The following is an 18,132-nucleotide window of genomic DNA, read 5'->3' as shown; positions in this document are numbered from 1 at the left end:
GACCGGTGGCGTCGGCGGCGTGGATTCTCGCCGACGCCGCCCGCCACACCACGGTGCCCGCCACCACCGCCACCGTGACGTTCGGGCGCGACGTGTACCCCATCACCCGCCCCGGTGCGACACCGAAGAGCGTTACCGAATTCACCGCCACAGCGGGCAGGCACCACGTCGACACCGCGATCAACGCCCTCGACGCAGCACTCGGGCTGTCCCGCGCGGACGCCGCGCGGTTGCTGGTCATCGTGTCCGACGGCCAGTTCGAGGACGACCGCTACCGCGCGGGCCAGAAACTGCTGGACCGGTTACGCGCCACTGGGTGCGCGGTGTTGTGGCTGGCACCGGACAAGCCCGGATGCAGGCCGATGAACGGCGCGACCGTGCACACCCTCACCGACCCCGCCACCACCGCCCGCGTCATCGGCAAAGCCGCCACCGCCGCGCTGCGCGCCACCACCTAACCCGGGATGACGGGGGCGGGATAGCCGCCCGCCCCGCCATCCCAGGGGACACACACCACCCGCCGACATCAGAAAGTGACCACAATGGACACGCTCGAAACCCCGGCTACCCCGCGCATGGTTGACGAAACCCTCGACGACCAGGGCACCCGTTGCACGGTGACCCGGATCTACAAAACCGACACCGAAACAGTCCGAGTACTTGTCTACCGCGACACGTACGAGCGTCAATCTGGCGCGGACGTCCACCTGCTCAACTCCGAGCGCAAGTGGACCCCGCTGGTCAGCGAACCCGTCACCTGGTGGCATCCCGCGACCTGTCATGCCGGGGTCAGGACCCCCACCGTGTTGTGTGAGGTCGCCGACCGCCTGATTACCCGCGCCGCCCTCATTCTCGGTTGACCGCCATCACCTAGCCCCTGCGCTCGACATAACGCACCCGCCAACCCGGAGAGGACGACGTCCGCCATGCACACCACCACGATCGCACCGCTGGCCGCTGAACCTGGCGAGTGGTACGTCGAACTCGACCACACCCCCGCTCTGCCCGTCCCCTACCGGATCGGGTTCCCCGCCTGGATCGCCGCCGACCGCCACCCCGCCGACCCGGGCGACCCTGAGGGGAGGAGGTGGGTGCGCCCGAGGTTCCGGCCGGAGGTCGCCGCCGCGATCGCCGCGTGGCTCGGCAGCGTCGCGTGTGGCGCGCGCACCGTGTCCGGTAACGGCTGGATGGTGATCACCGAGGCCACCGTCGACGGCATTCCCGGGCGGGAACACCGTTTCATCCTCGGCATCGATGGCTACTACCGCCTGGAATGGTCGTCGCGGGTGTGGCATTGGTTCGTGTCCGCGCCCACCACCGACGACGAGCAGATGCATGCCACGGCGGAGAAACTCCTCGCCGCGCGCGACTCGTGGACCCTCGAATCGGGCGAGCAGTGGGTCAGCATCGACGAGCCGTACTTCCCCGCGCTGGTCGTGCCAGAGAGCTGGAACGGGTTCGCCAACCCGCTGTTTCGCCGTGATGTCGCCGACGCCGTCGTGGCGTGGGTCAACGACATCTACCGCTCGTACGGCGACGACCAGGAACGGGCCTATTGGGACGGCGACACGATCGTCCACGTCCACCCGGCCTATGTCGACGAGGACGGCTACACCCCGGACCGTATCGCGCCACACGAGGGCCGCTACGCCATCGGCGGGTGGGAATGGTGCTGGAGCGCCACCGACACCCGCCCCACCGACCCCGACCCGGCACCCACGACCGCCGTCACCGCACGACCCGGACAGGAGATCACCGCATGAGCACCGCCGACCGCACCCACACCGACACCACAACACCCCGACGTGCTCGCCCGGACATGACCGCACGGGCCGGGTTCTTCACCGGACGAGGCAACACGTCCACCCTGTGCGGAGTCCTCACGGCTACGGCACCGAATCCGCTACCTGACCCGGCGACCCTCGCCACGCTCCCAGTGGGACGGGCGCTGCTGAACGAGACCACCGACCACGGCTTCCACGCCTCGCTCTCCGAGCTCGTCACCGGGTGGCATGCGGCCGGATTCGGTGGCGGCACCGTAGACCTCACCGACCCGTGGCCGTATCGGACGTGCCCGCCGCCGGACGGTAACCACGACAACCGGTGGGCGCACCCGTGCTACGCCTTCGACGACGGACAGGTCCTCTACTACGTACCGAGCCGCACTCACGCCACCCCGCACGGGGGTCAGTGGCACACCGTCACCCTTGCCGCGGGCGGGCGGCCACGAGTCGACCTCGTGCCGGCGAGTCGCCTCTACGGCGAGTTCCCACCCCGACACCGCAGCCCTGGACCTGGCGGGTGTCGCCGTGTGGATCATGGCTGAGCTGACCCGTCTCGGACGCGTGGACGGCTCGGCGGTGTGGCCTCAGGTCCGCTACGCCGCCGCCGTCAACTCCACCCTCGACCACATCCGGCTCTACCTCTACGGCCTCGACGACGCCCCCGACACCCGCCACACACCGACCGAGCGTGACCGGGACGCGTTCGACGAGATCACCACGGTGGCCACCGCCCACAACTGGACCAACCCCCACAACCCCGCCGACCACCGCTTCCGCCTCCACACCCACGTCGTCACGCCCGGTCAGGTTTCCGACTTGCACGAGCTGGGACGCACTCCCGCAACCGTGACCGTGGTCGCCGACCCGAACCCCTTCTGGACCTGACCACACCTACCCGACACTCCCCGGCTGAAAGAATCCACAATGGACACAACTCGCTCTGACGCGTGGTGCCCATACCCTGCGGATAGCAAGGGAGAAATCATGTCCGGCCGGAAGATGCGCTTCGCGCTCACGGTCCTCGCTGTGATGCTGCCCGGTCCGTGGACGCCCGTCATCCTGCTGGTCTACGTCCTGGGCCGTGCCAACGAACCCGACAACCCCACGCACCACGCCGTACCTGACCCGGTGTGGTCGCGACCGAACCCCGATCCGAATCCGTATGCCTGTCCGAGGAGCTGAATGATGTCGACCACAACCGACTTCTACGTCGGACGCGGCCCCGACGCCGAGTGGATCGGTTCCCTGCAAAGGGATTGCGAACCCGACAACATCCTGCTGGTCCCGCCTGGTCGCCTCGCCCTCACCACCAGCACGGAATCCACCTACCGCCACGCCGTGGAGGCCTTGCTCGCCGACTGGGTCACCGGCAACCACGGGCGCTCCCATCGGATCGTGGACGGGTGGCCGTGGCCCTGGCCCACCAGCCATGTCTCCAGCTGGATCGTCATCTTCGATCCCGGCGAGTCGGCGGTGTTCACGACCGTGGGCGGCGGGACCCGGTGGGAGCGCATCGACCCGGCCGACCCACGTCAATCCGCCAATGTGGATGACGAACTCGGCCCACCGGACCTGCACTCGTGGCTTGCCGACCCGGCCGCGCCACCGTCGGCCCCGATGCCCCGCATGCTCCACCCCGCCCCTGGCAACCCTTGTCGACACGGAGCTGCCCTGTGAGTCCGTCGACGACGTACGACTTCTACCTCGGGCGAGGCCCGGACGCGCGATGGCTCGGCTCGGCACGGCTGGACCGGTGCCAGTGTGACTATCTCGCCTACCTTGTCGACTCGGTCGCCGCGGACGAGTACGCGTGGCGCGTCCTCGACTTCGTCGTCCGCGTCGACGTGGATCGATCGGGCACTGCCTACCGCGAGGGTGGTGGGTGGCCGTGGCCCTGGCCGAGTAGCCATGGCACCGACATGACCTACGCCTTCGACGACGGAGCCGTCTGGGGTGCCGATCACGCCCAACGCTGGAAAACACGGGCGGCGTGGCAGGTGCGGCCGCAGCCCGACGAGACACCACTCGTGTTGCCCGCTGTGGGTGGGTACTGCCGGTTCACGGGGCTCGACGCCGCCGACACCGTTGCCCGCCGTTACGGGCCGCTGCTGGGTGACACCTGCGACCTCGATCTGCGTCAGCTGGCCGTGCGGATCCTCGCCGACCTGACCCTGCCCGCACGCCCCCCGGCCCCCGGCCACGAGGGCGGCCGGTGGGCGGCGATCCCGCCGCACACACCACCGAGGCCCTGCTCGCGTCCCTGCCCGCCCGCTACGGCTGGACCGACCCCGACGGCGGACCACCTCGTTTCGGTGTGCGGGTCACTGTCGCCGACGACGACCGCCACACCCCCCACCCCGACCTCGGAGACCACCGCATCCGAGCCGTCCTCACCAGCCGCGCCTAACCCCGCCACCACGACACGAACGGACTTCTGACATGGCCACCACGGACACCACCGGACTGCTACTGACGGCCGCCGAACACACCGTCCTTGCGGCCAGCCACTTCGCGGCCGCACAAGGGATCCACGACCACCTGGGCACCATCACTGACTCCCGCCGCGCGCAGGAGCGTGAGTGGCACATGGACTGCGCCGACATGCACCTGCGCCTCGCGGGCGCCATCACCGGTGGAGCCGCGCTGATCGCCGCCCACCGCCGCGCGCTCGCCGACCCCACCGCACGGATCCAGAACACCTGGCTCGGCAATGAGGCCAACGCCTGGAACGCGTTGCTGGCAGGCCAGCCGATCGCCGACGCCCGAACCAGGCGATCAGCGTGAATCCCGCACTCTGCCGGGCAACGGCCCGGTGTCCGGACTGCGAGGTCGCATCCGGCGCCCCGCATCTCGTCGGGTGCGATGTGGCGCGCTGCATGCGCGACGGGTTGCAACGTCATGACCACGGCGCCTGCGGATGCGACGAGGACCTCTGGACCGGGGAAATTTCCGGGTACCCGGAATGCCGCGAGTTTGGCTGGTTCTTCGGCCCTGGGCTGCCCGACCTCAATCGCCTCTACACCCAGGCGACCTGGGACCCCGCCACGAAACGCTGGGTCCGCACCGACACCGAACCAGCCCCGTCACCACACACCACCTCGGGAAAGGACGCACCATGACCACCACCGATCACCCCACCCCGCTCACCGCTATCGGCGACGAGCTCTACGTCGAGCTGGTGTCGGGCTACCGGGTCGAGCCGTACACCGTGTCTTTCCCGGCGCTGGTGGACGAGCACCGCCGGCAAGGTATCTGGGCGCGCCCCCGCTTCCGCCGCGAGGCCGCCGAGGCGATCGCCGACTGGCTCAACCTCGTCTATCCGCTCGACCCGGACTGGTATCCGCTGGCCCGCTTCGACGGCGACACGTGGCTGATCCTGCGCGGCGAGTCCGAGCAGCACCGCCATGTCGTGGAACCCGACGACGACGGCCGCTACGGGTTCGGCCCGGAAGGCGGGTGCTGGTTCCTGTCCATCCCCACCCGCACCACCACAACCGAACTCCACGACCTCGAACGCCTCTGCGACCACCTCCTCCGCGTTCCGGCCGACGGCGAGGTGCTCGTCTGCTGCGACCCCGACGACCTGCTCATCGGTGCCTTCCCCGCCACAGTGGAGCCGCGGGGCGAGGAGTGTGTGGTGCCGACGTTCCGGCGAGAGGTCGCCGAGGCGGTGGTGGCGTGGTGCACCAGCCGCCACCGCGTCGACCCCGACTCCTACCCGCAGGCGTACGTCGACGCCGACGGCACCCTCGTCCACGTCCACCAGAGCCTGCGTGGTCTCGACGGTTACCTCCCGTGGCGCATCACCCCGGACGAGGGCGGGAATTACCGGATCGACGGGACGGACTGGGCCTTCCGCCGCGCCCCCGCCGACGTCACCGCGTTCATGGCCAGGATGCCGACGAGCCACGTCACGGAGAATTCATGATCGAGCCGTGTCCCGAGCAGCCGCTGTTCGTGGTCTTCGCGGCGGCCCCCGACTGCGCCACCGCGTTCACCGCCGCCGTCGAACGCGACACCACCACGACCGGTGGCTGCACCGTCGCCCGCAAACGCACGGCTCGACTGCTCGAGTTCCAGTGCCGTGGCCGCCTCGATGCCGAGCAGCGAGCGCGGGACCTGCTGGGCGAGCTGACCCTGGAACTGGTCGGTGTCAGCCCGCCGGGAGACCTGAGCAGACTGGTCGGCGGCGGTGACCAGTCGTTCTGCGGCGCGTTGCCGGTTCACGACGGTCCTGAACGCGGCTTCGTGTTCTTCGGATTCACCACCCCCGACCTGCCGACCCCGACCTAACCGCCGCGCGGGGCGACACGGTGCGTCCACGGTGGCCAAGGCAACTCTCGGCCGCTGTGTGGCCGTTCCACGTCTGAAGGACATGGGCGGTCACAGGTGCTGCCGCACAGTGAACTGAGCGTGTTTTCGGGTCCCGTGACGGTTACACCAACAACCGTAGTTCGTAAATGGTGGACACGGGGTTGACCCCAATGCCACGTAGCTTAAGTTGATCTTGTTGCTGGGGTGAGTTTGCGGAGTCTGATGGTGGGTGGGCCGGGGTGGCGGGTGCTGGCGGGTTCGGTGCGTTTCTTGGTGCGGTAGGCGTTGTGGCGTAGGCGTTTCACTGCGCGTGGGCAGGTCCGGTGCCGTCGTGGCGGGAGGCGTTTGCCAGTGATGTCGGCCAGGATCGCAGGGAGAGCGTCAGTCCAGTCTTGAGGGGGAAAAGCCCGCCGTGCCGGTGGCGGTGCGGCGGGTGAGGCGCAGGACGCGGCTGTAGCTGATCCGGTCGGGGTCCAGATCGGCGGCCTCGGCCGCGCGGGCGATGAGGACACTCAGGGCGTAATGGACGGTCAACCAGGCCCAGATCTCCTGGTGCACCAGGTCAGGAAGCCGGGATCGGAAGATTTTGCCTGGGCCGCGGAGGTGTGTTGTGAGCTGGTCGTCGGCGGTTTCTTCCTCCCATCGTTCGTGGTAGGCGGCGGCGAGTTCGTCCGGGCGGGCTTGGGTGGAGTCGGTGATGCTGCTCAGCAGCACAATCAGGTCCCCGGTGCCGTTACCTTCACGATCGGGGACGTCGTATTCCACAACCCGGACCAGATGCGCCTCATCGGGATGGATGTCGTGCCCGGCTTCGGCGGCGGCGAGGATCTGCCGCCGCCGACCGGCGCCCCGGACCTTCGGGTTGATCAGGACCGTCAGGTAGGTCCCATCGGGCAGGACCGCGACCACGGGCAGGTTCAGCTGGGTCGGTGCACGCCACAGCAGTGCCGCACCGGTCGCGGCGGCGGTGTCCCACGCGGCCCAACTGTAGAAGTTCCGGTCGGCGGTGAGCAGTTCATCACCACGCAGGCGCGGATAAAGCCTCTGCGCCAGCGTTTGCTCGCCGACCGCATAGGGCCCGACCTCGGCGGCGAGGAATGCGTGGGTGCCGCATTCGGCCAGCGCGACCACCCGCGCTTTCGGGTAGGCCGAGCGGTGTCTACCCGATCCGGCGTAGCCGAACTCGGTGGCGTTGGCGGGGGTGTCGGGCAGATCGACCTCGAACCCGTCGATCGCCAGCAACCGCCACCGCCGAAGCCACGCGCCGCGGGTGTCCGAGGTCGCCACCACCCCGGCCACACCGTCGAACACCTCGGCCATCACCGTGCGGCCCACACGTTTGCGGGCCTGGGTGATCCCGCTGGCCGTCGGGACCGTCCAGGACGCGTTCCAGCACCCGAACCGCGACAACGAACCAGTGACCTTCGTCGCGACTTCCTCATAATCATCATCGGGAAACAGACACAGCGCCATCGTCAGATACACCACCACATGCGGGGGCAGTTTCCCGTCCGACCGCTTCGCCCCGACCCCGCACGCGGCGACCGCGGCGTCGATCACATCCCGGTCCACGGCGGCCATCAGCACACCCAGCGACACCTGATCCGGGCTGGCCGTCACACCTGAGCTCATGACAGACGATCAGAACAGCTCAGCCCGGACAAACCACGCCACCACGCCGGGAAACCCAACACCCAACCAAGATCAACTTAAGCTACGTGGCATTGGGGTTGACCCGGTAGCCGTAATCGGAGTCCGTTAATTACCCAGCGTCACAAACGAGTGGGATCGGCTTTATGGACCCTGCATTGAAATCAATATGAACTGCGGTAACCTGTCCCGTAGCATCGATCACAAAGCACATTCAGGCGATTCGTCGGGCAAACGCTTCTCCGTGAAGCTCCGGCGGGAGGAGGATCTCCATGGCACAGAAAATTCTTGTCGAGATGGTCGATGACATCGATGGGGGCGTCGCGAACCAGACCGTCCCGTTCAGTCTTGATGGCGTTACCTACGAGATCGATCTGTCGGAGGGCAACGCGGCTAGCCTTCGGGACGAGCTGGCGCGCTATGTCGCGACCGCTCGGCGGACCGGTGGGCGTAAAGTGCGTCTGGCGGCAGGCCAGTCGGCCGTCGAAGGGAAAACTGTTACCTCAGGCGACCGCGAGCGCTCACGGGCGATTCGCGCGTGGGCCATCGATAATGGGTATCCCGTGTCCGAACGTGGCCGGATTCCGGCGGACGTGGTCGAGGCATTCGAACTGAACGAACGCGAGCCCGTTGAGGTCGAGGCCCCGAAGAAGACGCGAGCACCACGGAAGAAGGTCGCGGCCGCCAAGGCCTGACCTCGCTCCGTCTTTGTGAAGTGCCTTGAAAGCCAGGTCGCCGCGGCTACGGTGGAATCCGTTGGTTAAGTGTGATCGACCAGAGATGACCTCCCGCAGGTGGGCGTCCGGCCTGGTGTTGCACTGGCGGTGTTGTGCCCTCATAGCTGAACGCATGTGAGCCCTGGCGATCTATCAGATAACCAGGGCTCACACGCGTTCAGCGGTTACCTGCCGGATGCGGCGGTTAAAGGTCGGCGTCGAGCCAGGTGCGGGCGGTGTCGACGTGGGCGCGTTGCAGACCAGGTCACGGCCACGGCTGTATGGGGAGCGTCGGAATGCCGTGGTCATCGTTGCGGGGTCTCCGCCCATCCTCGGTCTGTGCCGTGAAGCTGGTCGTCGGCCCAGGCCAGCGGACGGTCACCAGCCCACGGCACGATCGGCTTCAGCTTGGTCGACCACCCGAACCGAGGCCCGTCGACCGGAACATCGAGAACGGGACACACGGGTAGGCCGAGCCGGGGCACGATCCAGTCGGCGGCGATCTGGCCCCAGCTGGTCGTTCCCAGCCCGGTGCGACACCCCCGGCCCATTAGCTGCCTGAGCCAGACGCCGTGGTCAGGATTGAGCCACACCGACCCGGTGGCTGGCGTCCCGTTCGGGCCCATCGAACAGGCGTCGGCATCCTGGGGCCCGGGCAGGGGCACCAAGATGCCGACGCAGGGATGGCTAGTTGGCGGTGTTGTACGCGAACCGTTTCGGTGCCTCACAGGTTTTGATCGCGTGACCGTCGATCACCAGCTTCTCCAGCGCGTTGTTCACCGCACCGCCGGAGCGGGTCAGTTCGGTGCCGATCTTGGCGGGGCCGAAGCTGTCGGTGGGGTGTTCGGCGAGGTAGGTCTTCACCAGCTCGTACAGCCCACCCTTCGGAAGCCGATCCGTCGGCGACCCCTGCACCGTGGGAGAGGGCGTGGGCGCGCTCGGTCGCGCGTCCTGATCGGCGTCAGGGTCGCCTGTGTGCGGCTCAGCGTCGGCCGACCCGGTGTCGCCACTATCCGCAGCGGCGGCTTGACCCGGGTTGGTGTCGTTGCGGGTCGCTGCGTCCCCGTCGCGGTCGACGGAGGGGGCTTCCGTTGCGGTGTCTACGGTGTCTACGGGTTCGTTGAGTGCCGGAGCCGACGACACGGCGTCGGCCGACGCCGTGTCGTCGTCACTGGGTGCTGCCGTGGTGTTTGCCGGGGCGGCGTTAGCGGCGTGGTCGTGCGTGCCGGTGCTGTCGTCAGCAGTGTCTGAGCTCGTGTCGGGGATGCCGGGGCTGGTGGTGACTGTGTTGGGCTCGGTTGCCGAGATGGCGTCGCCGTCATCCGCGCACGCGTCGGCGACGTCGATGGTCCAGGTGGCGGGGGAGGCGGGGTCCGTGCCGTTGGCGCGGATCACGGTGCCCTCCTTCGCCCAGCGGGCGAGGAGCTTCGCCGCTGTGGACCGCCCGACCCCTGCCTCCATCGCCAGCGTCGCCGTCGTGGCACCGGGATTGGCGAGCAGCGCGTCGCGCACCTTGGTATCTATGGTCGCAGGCTGGGGGCCTGTTGCGTCGGTTGTGGTGGACACCAGATGCAGGGGGCGGGTGTCGGTCGTGGTGGTCTTGGTGGTGTGGGACATGACGGGCTCCATTCGGTACGGAATTCGGGTGGGTGTCATGCCCCGGCCGGGGGCGTCGCCCGCCGGTGCGGGTCCGGTGGTTCGGGCTACACGTCTATGGACGCTTCGTCAGCCCCTCCATGTCAAGCGATAGACAAAAAAAGACGACCGTCTCTTGTAGACGCGGCCTCCCCTGTTGGGGAACTACTACTCCATATGGGTCCACAAACGTGGATAACGCGGCATCGACGTCGCTGGGTGGCTGTTCGGCCGGTGAGCGGGAACGCGGCGGGGCCAGGTACGTCGGATGTCCACGGCCAGCATCTGCTGGTAGACAGTGAGGATGGATTCCGACGAGTTGCTAGTGCTCCGGCAGCGCTGTCCGCATCGCAGCAGGAGCTTGAAGCGCAGGTCCTACTGGCATTCCGAGACGTCGGCAGGATGCGCGACCGAAGTCTCCCCTTCTATCCGTTTCGCTACATCGTGCCAAAGCCTGACAGACTCGAACTTCACATACGGCTGCGGGCACTCGGGCCTCTCCCGTTCGGCATGGCACCGTGCAGCCACGACGACGAGAGCGCAGGTGTTCCAGGCCTCCGCGTGATCGCCAATCGTCACGGCGTGACACTCCGCATGCTCGGCATCGACGGACATTCGACTGACGCCAAGATCCTCCTAAAAGGTGTCACCGCAGCACAATGGTCGACAGCCATGTCAGTGGCGCGCGACCAGTACCTCGGAGCCGAGAAGAAGTTCTTCGTGCACGAACCGGAACTTACAGCGGAAGAGAGGCGTTTCCTGCAGGAGAACAGGCGCATACGGGCAAACCCGACGCTGGCCAGCCGTCTGCTACGTCGCCTGCACCTGCTCAATGCGACGGCCTGGATAGATGTGTGGGAAGCTGACAATACTATCAAGGTTGAATGCTCTGAGGGTCCGCAGCTTCGCGACATTGCCCACAGCTTGCTCGACCCGGTTACCGGGCTGGTCGGCCACGATGTCCAGCTGCTCCAGTGTGAATGGATCGACGAGGGTGGTTCTCCCTATTACCTCAAATTCGAAGGTGTGACAACAGGGGTAGCCGAAACGGGTAGCAGGCACGCACGCGGGCAATATTCTTTGCTTCTGCGCCGCGAAGAGGATTACGGTAATTAAGGGTTGCCGCGGCACCACGATGCGGATGTGACCTTGTCCTTTCCCTGCGAACATGAGCAACGTCGATCCTGTGAAATGGCACTTCCGTGCAAGGTGATCGGTTCGTCCGCCACTGGTTTCCACGCTTACTTAAACACTCGGTGTCGGTGACACCGACACCGGACCGGGCGCCAGCGGATCTTCCGCAGCGTCTGAGCAAATGTTCACGCAGTGCTCACTTATACGCGGAAATGCTCAGATCGGCGCGGAGACTACACCCCGGTACCACGCGCAACTGGTGGAGGGTAGGTATTCGAACCGTGTCGTATTCGCTGCATGCGGCTTGTCATCAGTGGCCGCGACGCCGGGCTGGGGGCGAGGCGGTGCCTGCTCTTGCTGACCTGTGATCGGCACCGGAGGCTTGACATGAAGGGCCCCGCAGGGCCACGCGGGTGGTTGCCGAGCAGTCGGCAGCATCCGGTAGAACACGTCTGACCAGCGCCTCCAGCTTCTGATCGATTCGACCGCTTATCATCGGAGCATGGCAGAGAAGCTGAGCTTTGATCGTCTTTGCGAAGCGCCCGACTGGGTGCGGAATTATTATCAGATCCGGCTGGATGTTGAACTCCGGAGCGTGAAAGCCGATGGATTCCAGCGTCTCTTCGATCGTGTCATGCGTACGGTCCATGGCCGCGGCTACCGCGATACAGCCGCTTTAGGCCGCCTTGGAGACCAGGGCTGCGACGGCTACTTGCAGTCCGAGCGTACAGTCTTTGCCTGTTACGGCCCTGATCCATACTTTCGCATCAGGGGTGCTGTCGCTAAATTTCGTTCAGATCTCGAAAGTTCGGTCAAAAATTTCGACATACCGGCATTCATGCAGAAGTGGGTCTTCGTTGTCAATTACCCGGGCACGCATCCATTGTTGATTAATGAAGTCATGACAGCGGGTGTGCCTGGTCTAATGTGCGAGGTTTGGTCTCGGACGGACATCGTAGATCTGTTCATGAGCGGGGCGAGACGCCAGGCGTTAGTGACCGAGTTTGGAAGCCTTCCGAAGAACTCTAAGTACGTTGGTCGAGCATACGTCGTACCCGAGTCGACGCAGCTCCCGCGACGTTGCGCCGAGGCTGCTGTTCAACTTCTTCGAGCGCGGTTGCGGTGCGACGAGTATGGCTACAGGTCAGCGCTAGCGGAGTGGAGCGAGTCCGTTGCTGCCGATCCGTTTGGTGCACTCGTTGCGCAGACCCAGCTACTGCTCGGCGCGATGGGTGCCATGGTAATGGCGGGATACTTCGACCCTGAAAAACTTCGCGTAGCTCCTTTGCTTCGGGAGGCAGAACTGTCACGTTCCGCGTGGCGCGCTGACGGTCAGAGAGCATGGAATTTGATGATGACAGTACTTCATTCAGTTGACGACGCTATTGAGCGGAAAGACCAGGATGTGGCACCTAGCGTTGATCCCATAGGCGAGGACCTCGATAAGTTGCTGGCCACTGTTGTATGTGGCAATCGACTCGCCCTTGGGTTGATTCGCCTGTATTCTCGAAAGTCTGGGCAGTTTGAAACGGAATGTCTTGAAGAAGCGTGGCGCTTGATGCTCGAAATCCCCGTCATGCAGGACGATAAAGAGCATGGTCGACACGTCGCACGGATAAAGAAGACGGGACTGCTGGACGGTATCTAATCGATTTCTAATCGATGCTAGTTGCGCATTCCGTGTAAACCTGACTGCATTTGAACACCTGACTTCAGGTCTCCGTGGGATGTGATCGCCAGCAAAGTGAGTTGGATTCCGAGCTACTTGATTGAGGGCCTATCTAAGGCGATACGGCAGCCGGCCTGAGCGATGTCGAGGTGAATTCAGCGAATCGCCGGACCAGCCGCACCTGCGGCGCGATGGTCTCCGCCCGCAGGAACCGGTCTCGTCCAAGTGTCGCCCCCCGGGGCGGCAGCATCAGATGCGTCGCGCCGTCCAGCTCAACCTGTCGCGCCACCCGAACCTCCGGTTGCAGTGGATACAACATCGTTGCATCCACATCGGACAGTCCAGGTCAACGACACGCCGCGCCTCACAGCGAGATCATGGGACAACGCCTTGACCAGCAAGAACCAGCAACAACGAATCACGGCCAATGTTGCATCAAATGCAATAATGGTTAGTTCGATGGCCTCGTCGCCCCGAAATAGTCATCGTGGGGGTAGCGGTAGGGACCGGTCTGGACAGGTTTGCCGAACGTTGGAGCGTTGATTAGCTGCCCTCCGCCGATGTAGAGGCCGACGTGATGGATGTTGCTCGCGGTGCCGTAGAACACGAGGTCTCCCGGTAGCAGTGGCTGCCCGTCAGGCACCCGGGGTCCGACGGCGAATTGTGTGCGTGCGGTGCGTGGCAACGCTATTCCTGCCGCGTTGTAGGCGGCTCGGGTGAGGCCGCTGCAGTCAAACCCTGCCTCGCCAGCGTCGGGCCCGTCGCCTCCCCACACATACGGCAATTCTCGCTGACTACACGCATAATTTATGGCCATGAAGGCGGCCGAGGTGGGCGCGGTGATGTTGCCGCAGTCCCCGGTCCCGACCGTAGACGAGCACGAGACTCCGGCGACGGCCGCCACGATCGCCTCGGCGGTGTTCTCATGCTGCCCATACGCGTTCGGTGTACCGGAGCGCTGCACGGTCTGGGCCGCGTCGTTGAGGCTCATCTGCTGCCAGCCTGGGACGGCGGTGAGGTGTTGATAGAACTGGGTGGCGGCGTAGGCGGGTTCCATGATCTGGGCGGGGGTGCCCCAGCCTTGGGAGGGTCGTTGCTGGAACAGGCCGAGGCTGTCGCGGTCGCCGTGGTCGAGGTTATGCAGGGTGGATTCCTGAATGGCGACCGCGACCGCGATGACCCAGCCCGGTGCCGGGACCTGCAGTCGCTTGCCGACGGCGACGATGGTCGCGGCGTTCGTGGTCTGATCTGGTCCATACCCAGTGACAGTGCCGGTGGTCGCGCCGCCGGGCACGCAGTCGACTCCGCTGCCGCCGCTGCCGGAGAGCGCGCTGATGATGCCGACCAGGCCGGCGGCCAGAATCAGCGGGACGGCGAGGACCCCGGCGATGGTGATCCCGATCTTGCTGCCCATGGTTGCGGTGACACCTCCTGCACTAAGAAGTCCCTGGATGCTGGGTGGTCAGCTGGTGGTGTGGCTGGGGATGTTCGGGCTCGTGTCGGGCGGGATCGGCCATGGTGGGGGCAGCCGGTATGCGGCCGCGCCGCTCGCCGCGTTCTCCTCGCTGGTGTGCCCGATCGGGCGCACGGTCGGCGGTGGCGTCAGGCGCGGCCACGCAGCTGCTAGCTCGCCGAGTGCGTAGCGCGGTGCCACTCGCCGTTCACGGCCGGCGGTCAGGGGAAGCCAGACCTCCTCTGCGGGACTGGGGTGGCGACTGGCGGGGTCGAGCAGGTCGGCCGCGGCGGTGGCGACGGGTACGGCCTCGCGGTGTTCGAGCTCGGCGTGGATGCGTGCCAATGCGGTGCGAGCTCCGGCTTCGCGGCGGCTGCTCGGCAGCCAGATCAGCACGGGCGTGGCGATGCCGGTGGAGTCGGCCAGCCGGGCGTAGGCGGCGAGTTTGCGTGACACTTTGGTCAGGGATTCGGTGCCGGTATCGAATTCCAGGAAGAACTCGAGCTCGCCGCGAGCGCTGTGCCAGCGGCCGTAGGCATCGGGGATGACCAGGTCTCCGAAGTGCCGTCCGCACCGTGTTTCCGACCACCAGGCCGTCACGGCCTCGGACAGGGTGGAGGGGGAATCCGTTGGGTGGCGGCGGGCGCGGGCGATCAGCGAGGTGAAGAAGTCGGCGACCCCGACGGTGTGCGCGAGGCGCTGATTGTGCGCGATCGCCATGGCCCGGTCGTGCCGGTAGCCGAGGTCTTTGACCTCGAGGCCGTGTTCGGCGGCGAGCACGGCGGCGCCGGCAGGGCCCAGCACGTAGTGCATCGGCGCGGAGCCGAGTTGCTGGAACGGCTGGAACCGGCTGACCGCGCGCCACAGGTACAGCTCCCGCAGCCGCTGCCGGGCGGCGCGGCTGGAGGGGAACGCCGCGTCGAACACCTGCGCAGAGGTCAGGACCCGATGCTCGTGCAGCAATGCCAGCAGCCACTTGTCCCGGCGGGTGAGCCTGGCCGCGAGCGCGGCCTGGTGTTCCACGGAGCTGGCCGCGCGGGCAGCGGTGGCACCGGGCAGGTGCTGGCGCAGAGTGTGCTGACGAGTCGTCGTGGTGATCAACGTGAACGTCCTTCCACATAAAGTTCTGTGGACAACCCTGTGGATAACCAGTCAGGGGTGTCTCTCAGGTGGTATGTCATGGTTCGATCCGGCGCGGATCGGTCTTGCGGGCCCTCGCCTCCGGCCTGCTCCGACCCGAACCGGCCGCCGGACGCGACAGCCCAGTCGGGCTCACCGGGCGGGGTGAGGTGCTGTCGCCGCCGCGGTTGCGGCGAAGGGCGGCACGGATCTCTTTCGCCCGGCCGGGAACCGGGGGGCGCATGGCGGTGGTGGTCATGGTGAACGGTTCGGTCTCCGCGCCGTGCACGACGAGGCGGGCGGCGACGTGGTAGACGCCGAGGTGGGCGAGGTCGTGTTCGGACAGCCGCGGCGCCGTATGCCGCGCCAGCTCACGCGCGTCCTCGGGGGAGGCGTTGAAGAAGATTTTGGAGCGGGCGTTGGTCGAGATGCCCTCTTTCAGTTCCCGGGTCAGTTGCCCGAGGTGCTGATGCGCCAGGGTCATCGAGACCCGGAACCCGCGGGCTTCGGCGAGCATGTCCTCCAGTGGGTAGGGCAGGTTGAGGAAGTTGTGGCACTCGTCGACGATCAGGCTGGCGTCCGGTCGCAGGCGTTGGGGGACGCGGGCGCGAGCAGTGGTGGCCTGCCAGGTGCGGGCGACGACCAGCGACCCGACCAGCCGCGTCGTCTCCTCGCCCAACGATCCTTTCGGGATCCGGACGAGGCAGATGCCGCCCTCGTCGAGAACCTGGGCCATGTCGACGGTGGAGCGGCCGCCGGCGATGGCTTCTTTCACGAAGGGTCGCAGCAGGAACGCCCGGAGCTTGTTCATCAGGGGTGAGATGACTTGGGAGCGGCTGGAGTCGGTCAGTTCGTCGTACCACTCCCAGAACCCGGTGAGCACGGGGTCGGTCAGCCCCGCGGTGATCCTGGATCGGAACGCTTCACTGCTCAGCAGTTTCGGTAGGTCGGCGAGGGTGGGGGTGCCTTCTTGGGCGCGGAGGGTGAGGCAGGCGGCGCGCATGAGGTCGTCGGTGCGCGGTCCCCAGAACGCCGAGTACACCCGCCGGAACACCGACACCAGATTGTCCACTTCCCGATCGGTCTCCCCACCTTCCAAGGGATTGAGGCACGGCGGGCGGTGCAGGGAGTCGGCGTCGAACAGCACGACGCGGTCGGCGGCGGTGCGGGGGAGGCGGGACAGGACGTCGGTGGCGAGGTCGCCTTTGGGGTCGATGAGCACGATGCCCCGCCCGGCATCGGCGTCATCGAGGATCATGTTGCCCAACAACGTCGACTTCCCCGATCCGGTCGCGCCGAGGACATGCAGGTGATGGCGGGCGTCGGGGACGCGCAGGCCGATGGGGCGGGCATGGCCGCTGTCGGCGACACCCAATGCTTTGACCTCTGGGCCCGGTGTCGCGACGCCGGGTGGTGGTGAGACGGCTTTGGCTCCGGCGCGTTCGACTCCGGGGATTTCGGCGTCGACGGGCAGGTGCGCGATGACCGCGAGCTCCGGTACCGACAGCAGGTCTCCGCGCTCGAGGCGCCGGGACGCGAGTTCGCGGGCGGGATGGTGGAGGCGGGTGCGGGTGTAGTGGTTGTGGTCGGTGTAGGCGGCGAAACTCGCCGCGAGCGCGTGCGCCCGCCCGCGGGCGGTATCGCGAGCTTGGCGGACCGCGCCCTCCGCCGCGTCGGAGGCGAGGTTCGCGGTGACGGCGTAGCGGACGACCGTCTCGTACTGCGAACCGCGCTGTTTGCCGACGATCGCCTTGTTCTGGGCCGAGTATTCCAGCGACAGTTGCGGGTCCTGGCTGATCCGGCGACTGTCGGTGCTCCGCCCGGCCCGGGTAGCTTTCGCGCCCGGGGTGACCAGGTCCAGGATCCGGCCGCCGACCCGCGCCGAAGATCCGGTGTGGACACGGCGCGCGGCACGGCGAGCCTGGGCGACACGGCGCCCGGTAACCGGGCGGGCGAGGATCTGGACGCCGGCGTGGTCCTCGCGCCCGAGCCCGACGGGGGCGCCGAGCAGCCCGCGGATGGGGTCGGCGTCGAACCCGGTCCGGATCGGCAACGCCTCCGACCGTGCCAGCCGCAGCTGCCCACCCACCGAGATCTGCCGCCGCCCGGCGGCCGGGGCGGGCAGCGGCGATGTGGCAGGGGTGGTGCGGGTATGGGACCCGGGCCAGGCGGCTTCGATGGCGCGTTCCACCAGGCTCGGCGGGACGACTCCGGGGACCCAGAACCGGATGGAGACGCCGTGTTCGGAGAAGGTGTACTCGAGGGCGAGGTGTGGCTGGCCGGTGAACCATCGCTTCCACGCCGGTCGTAGGAGCCCGACGAGGTTGGACCAGATCGCGGTCCCGCCAGCCGGGTCGACCGTGGGCGGCGCGAGCACCGTGATGCAGCGTGCATCAGTCTGCAGCGTGGCGTGGCAGCGGGCCCGCCACCACCGACGCCCCACCACCCAACCCGCCACAGCGACCACGAGAACCGGCACCACGACCGGACCCCACGCCAGCGCCCAGTCGCGCAGGCCGAGCAGGACAGTGCGGCCCGCGGTGCCGGGGTCGCGCAGATAGTCACCGAACCAGCTTTGGTGCGGGTGCGAGTACAGCGGCATGGCGGGTCAACCCTTTCGACAAGGTGGCACATCAGTGACAAAACCGGACAAGGTGT

At 66.9% G+C, this 18,132-nt stretch carries 18 protein-coding genes and 1 pseudogene; 14 read left to right on the top strand and 5 right to left on the bottom strand.

What is annotated here, in order from left to right; all coding sequences use genetic code 11:
* From QMK34_RS32195 to QMK34_RS32145, 11 genes and pseudogenes are all read left to right on the top strand, one after another.
* Window positions 1–458, top strand: a pseudogene (locus tag QMK34_RS32195) (hypothetical protein); the annotation flags it as partial.
* A gap of 84 nt (window positions 459–542) precedes the next feature.
* Entirely contained in the window at window positions 543–860 is a 318-nt protein-coding gene (locus tag QMK34_RS32190; protein ID WP_326418407.1) for a hypothetical protein, read from the top strand.
* Between the two features lie 66 nt (window positions 861–926).
* Window positions 927–1,763, top strand: coding sequence for a hypothetical protein (locus tag QMK34_RS32185; RefSeq protein ID WP_326418406.1), 837 nt, complete (start codon window positions 927–929; stop codon window positions 1,761–1,763).
* Window positions 1,760–2,326: a hypothetical protein gene (locus QMK34_RS32180; protein ID WP_326418405.1), complete on the top strand. Its 567-nt coding sequence runs from the start codon at window positions 1,760–1,762 to the stop codon at window positions 2,324–2,326. Before QMK34_RS32185 ends, QMK34_RS32180 begins: the two co-directional genes overlap by 4 nt.
* Window positions 2,319–2,669, top strand: a complete 351-nt coding sequence (locus tag QMK34_RS32175; protein ID WP_326418404.1) for a hypothetical protein — start codon at window positions 2,319–2,321, stop codon at window positions 2,667–2,669. Before QMK34_RS32180 ends, QMK34_RS32175 begins: the two co-directional genes overlap by 8 nt.
* Before the next feature lie 99 nt (window positions 2,670–2,768).
* Window positions 2,769–2,966 (top strand): hypothetical protein, encoded by a 198-nt coding sequence (locus tag QMK34_RS32170; RefSeq protein WP_326418403.1) that lies wholly within the window; start codon window positions 2,769–2,771, stop codon window positions 2,964–2,966.
* Window positions 2,967–2,969: 3 nt separating this feature from the next.
* Window positions 2,970–3,461, top strand: coding sequence for a hypothetical protein (locus tag QMK34_RS32165; protein ID WP_326418402.1), 492 nt, complete (start codon window positions 2,970–2,972; stop codon window positions 3,459–3,461).
* Complete coding sequence (locus tag QMK34_RS32160; protein WP_326418401.1) at window positions 3,458–4,222, top strand: hypothetical protein; 765 nt, start codon at window positions 3,458–3,460, stop codon at window positions 4,220–4,222. Before QMK34_RS32165 ends, QMK34_RS32160 begins: the two co-directional genes overlap by 4 nt.
* Before the next feature lies 1 nt (window position 4,223).
* The gene (locus QMK34_RS32155; RefSeq protein WP_326418400.1) at window positions 4,224–4,568 is read left to right on the top strand and encodes a hypothetical protein; all 345 of its coding nucleotides are present in this window, start codon (window positions 4,224–4,226) and stop codon (window positions 4,566–4,568) included.
* A 331-nt stretch (window positions 4,569–4,899) separates the two neighbouring features.
* Entirely contained in the window at window positions 4,900–5,712 is an 813-nt protein-coding gene (locus QMK34_RS32150; protein WP_326418399.1) for a hypothetical protein, read from the top strand.
* On the top strand, window positions 5,709–6,077 hold the full coding sequence (locus QMK34_RS32145; protein WP_326418398.1) for a hypothetical protein: 369 nt from the start codon (window positions 5,709–5,711) through the stop codon (window positions 6,075–6,077). The genes QMK34_RS32150 and QMK34_RS32145 overlap by 4 nt, the downstream gene beginning before the upstream one ends.
* 402 nt (window positions 6,078–6,479) lie before the next feature.
* On the opposite strand, the gene QMK34_RS32140 is transcribed toward QMK34_RS32145, so the two are convergent.
* A complete protein-coding gene (locus tag QMK34_RS32140) occupies window positions 6,480–7,730 on the bottom strand; it encodes an IS4 family transposase (RefSeq protein ID WP_326418397.1) in 1,251 nt (416 codons plus the stop codon).
* 290 nt (window positions 7,731–8,020) lie between these two features.
* Between QMK34_RS32140 and QMK34_RS32135 the strand changes: the two genes are divergently transcribed.
* Window positions 8,021–8,443 carry a histone-like nucleoid-structuring protein Lsr2 gene (locus QMK34_RS32135; RefSeq protein ID WP_326418396.1) on the top strand — a complete coding sequence of 141 codons (423 nt, stop codon included), beginning with the start codon at window positions 8,021–8,023 and terminating at the stop codon, window positions 8,441–8,443.
* A 708-nt stretch (window positions 8,444–9,151) separates the two neighbouring features.
* Here the strand turns inward: QMK34_RS32135 and QMK34_RS32130 are convergent.
* Window positions 9,152–10,081, bottom strand: a complete 930-nt coding sequence (locus QMK34_RS32130) for a hypothetical protein (RefSeq protein WP_326418395.1) — start codon at window positions 10,079–10,081, stop codon at window positions 9,152–9,154.
* A gap of 612 nt (window positions 10,082–10,693) precedes the next feature.
* Between QMK34_RS32130 and QMK34_RS32125 the strand changes: the two genes are divergently transcribed.
* Both QMK34_RS32125 and QMK34_RS32120 read left to right on the top strand, forming a co-directional pair.
* Window positions 10,694–11,215: a hypothetical protein gene (locus QMK34_RS32125; RefSeq protein WP_326418394.1), complete on the top strand. Its 522-nt coding sequence runs from the start codon at window positions 10,694–10,696 to the stop codon at window positions 11,213–11,215.
* Between the two features lie 520 nt (window positions 11,216–11,735).
* Window positions 11,736–12,881, top strand: a complete 1,146-nt coding sequence (locus QMK34_RS32120) for a hypothetical protein (protein ID WP_326418393.1) — start codon at window positions 11,736–11,738, stop codon at window positions 12,879–12,881.
* 472 nt (window positions 12,882–13,353) lie between these two features.
* Here QMK34_RS32120 and QMK34_RS32115 read toward each other — a convergent pair whose 3' ends face one another.
* The 3 genes from QMK34_RS32115 to QMK34_RS32105 all read right to left on the bottom strand — a co-directional run bounded on the left by QMK34_RS32115 (window position 13,354) and on the right by QMK34_RS32105 (window position 18,076).
* Window positions 13,354–14,316, bottom strand: a complete 963-nt coding sequence (locus tag QMK34_RS32115; protein ID WP_326418392.1) for a C40 family peptidase — start codon at window positions 14,314–14,316, stop codon at window positions 13,354–13,356.
* Window positions 14,317–14,364: 48 nt separating this feature from the next.
* On the bottom strand, window positions 14,365–15,456 hold the full coding sequence (locus QMK34_RS32110) for a replication-relaxation family protein (protein ID WP_326418391.1): 1,092 nt from the start codon (window positions 15,454–15,456) through the stop codon (window positions 14,365–14,367).
* Window positions 15,457–15,532: 76 nt separating this feature from the next.
* Window positions 15,533–18,076 (bottom strand): helicase HerA domain-containing protein, encoded by a 2,544-nt coding sequence (locus tag QMK34_RS32105; RefSeq protein WP_326418390.1) that lies wholly within the window; start codon window positions 18,074–18,076, stop codon window positions 15,533–15,535.
* Between the last annotated feature and the right edge of the window lie 56 nt (window positions 18,077–18,132).

The sequence above is a fragment of the Amycolatopsis sp. H20-H5 genome (genome assembly GCF_035828755.1).
Taxonomy (GTDB): Bacteria; Actinomycetota; Actinomycetes; order Mycobacteriales; family Pseudonocardiaceae; genus Amycolatopsis.
The sequence above is the reverse complement of the archived record's forward strand: the minus strand, read 5'-3'. Positions and strand labels throughout refer to the sequence as shown.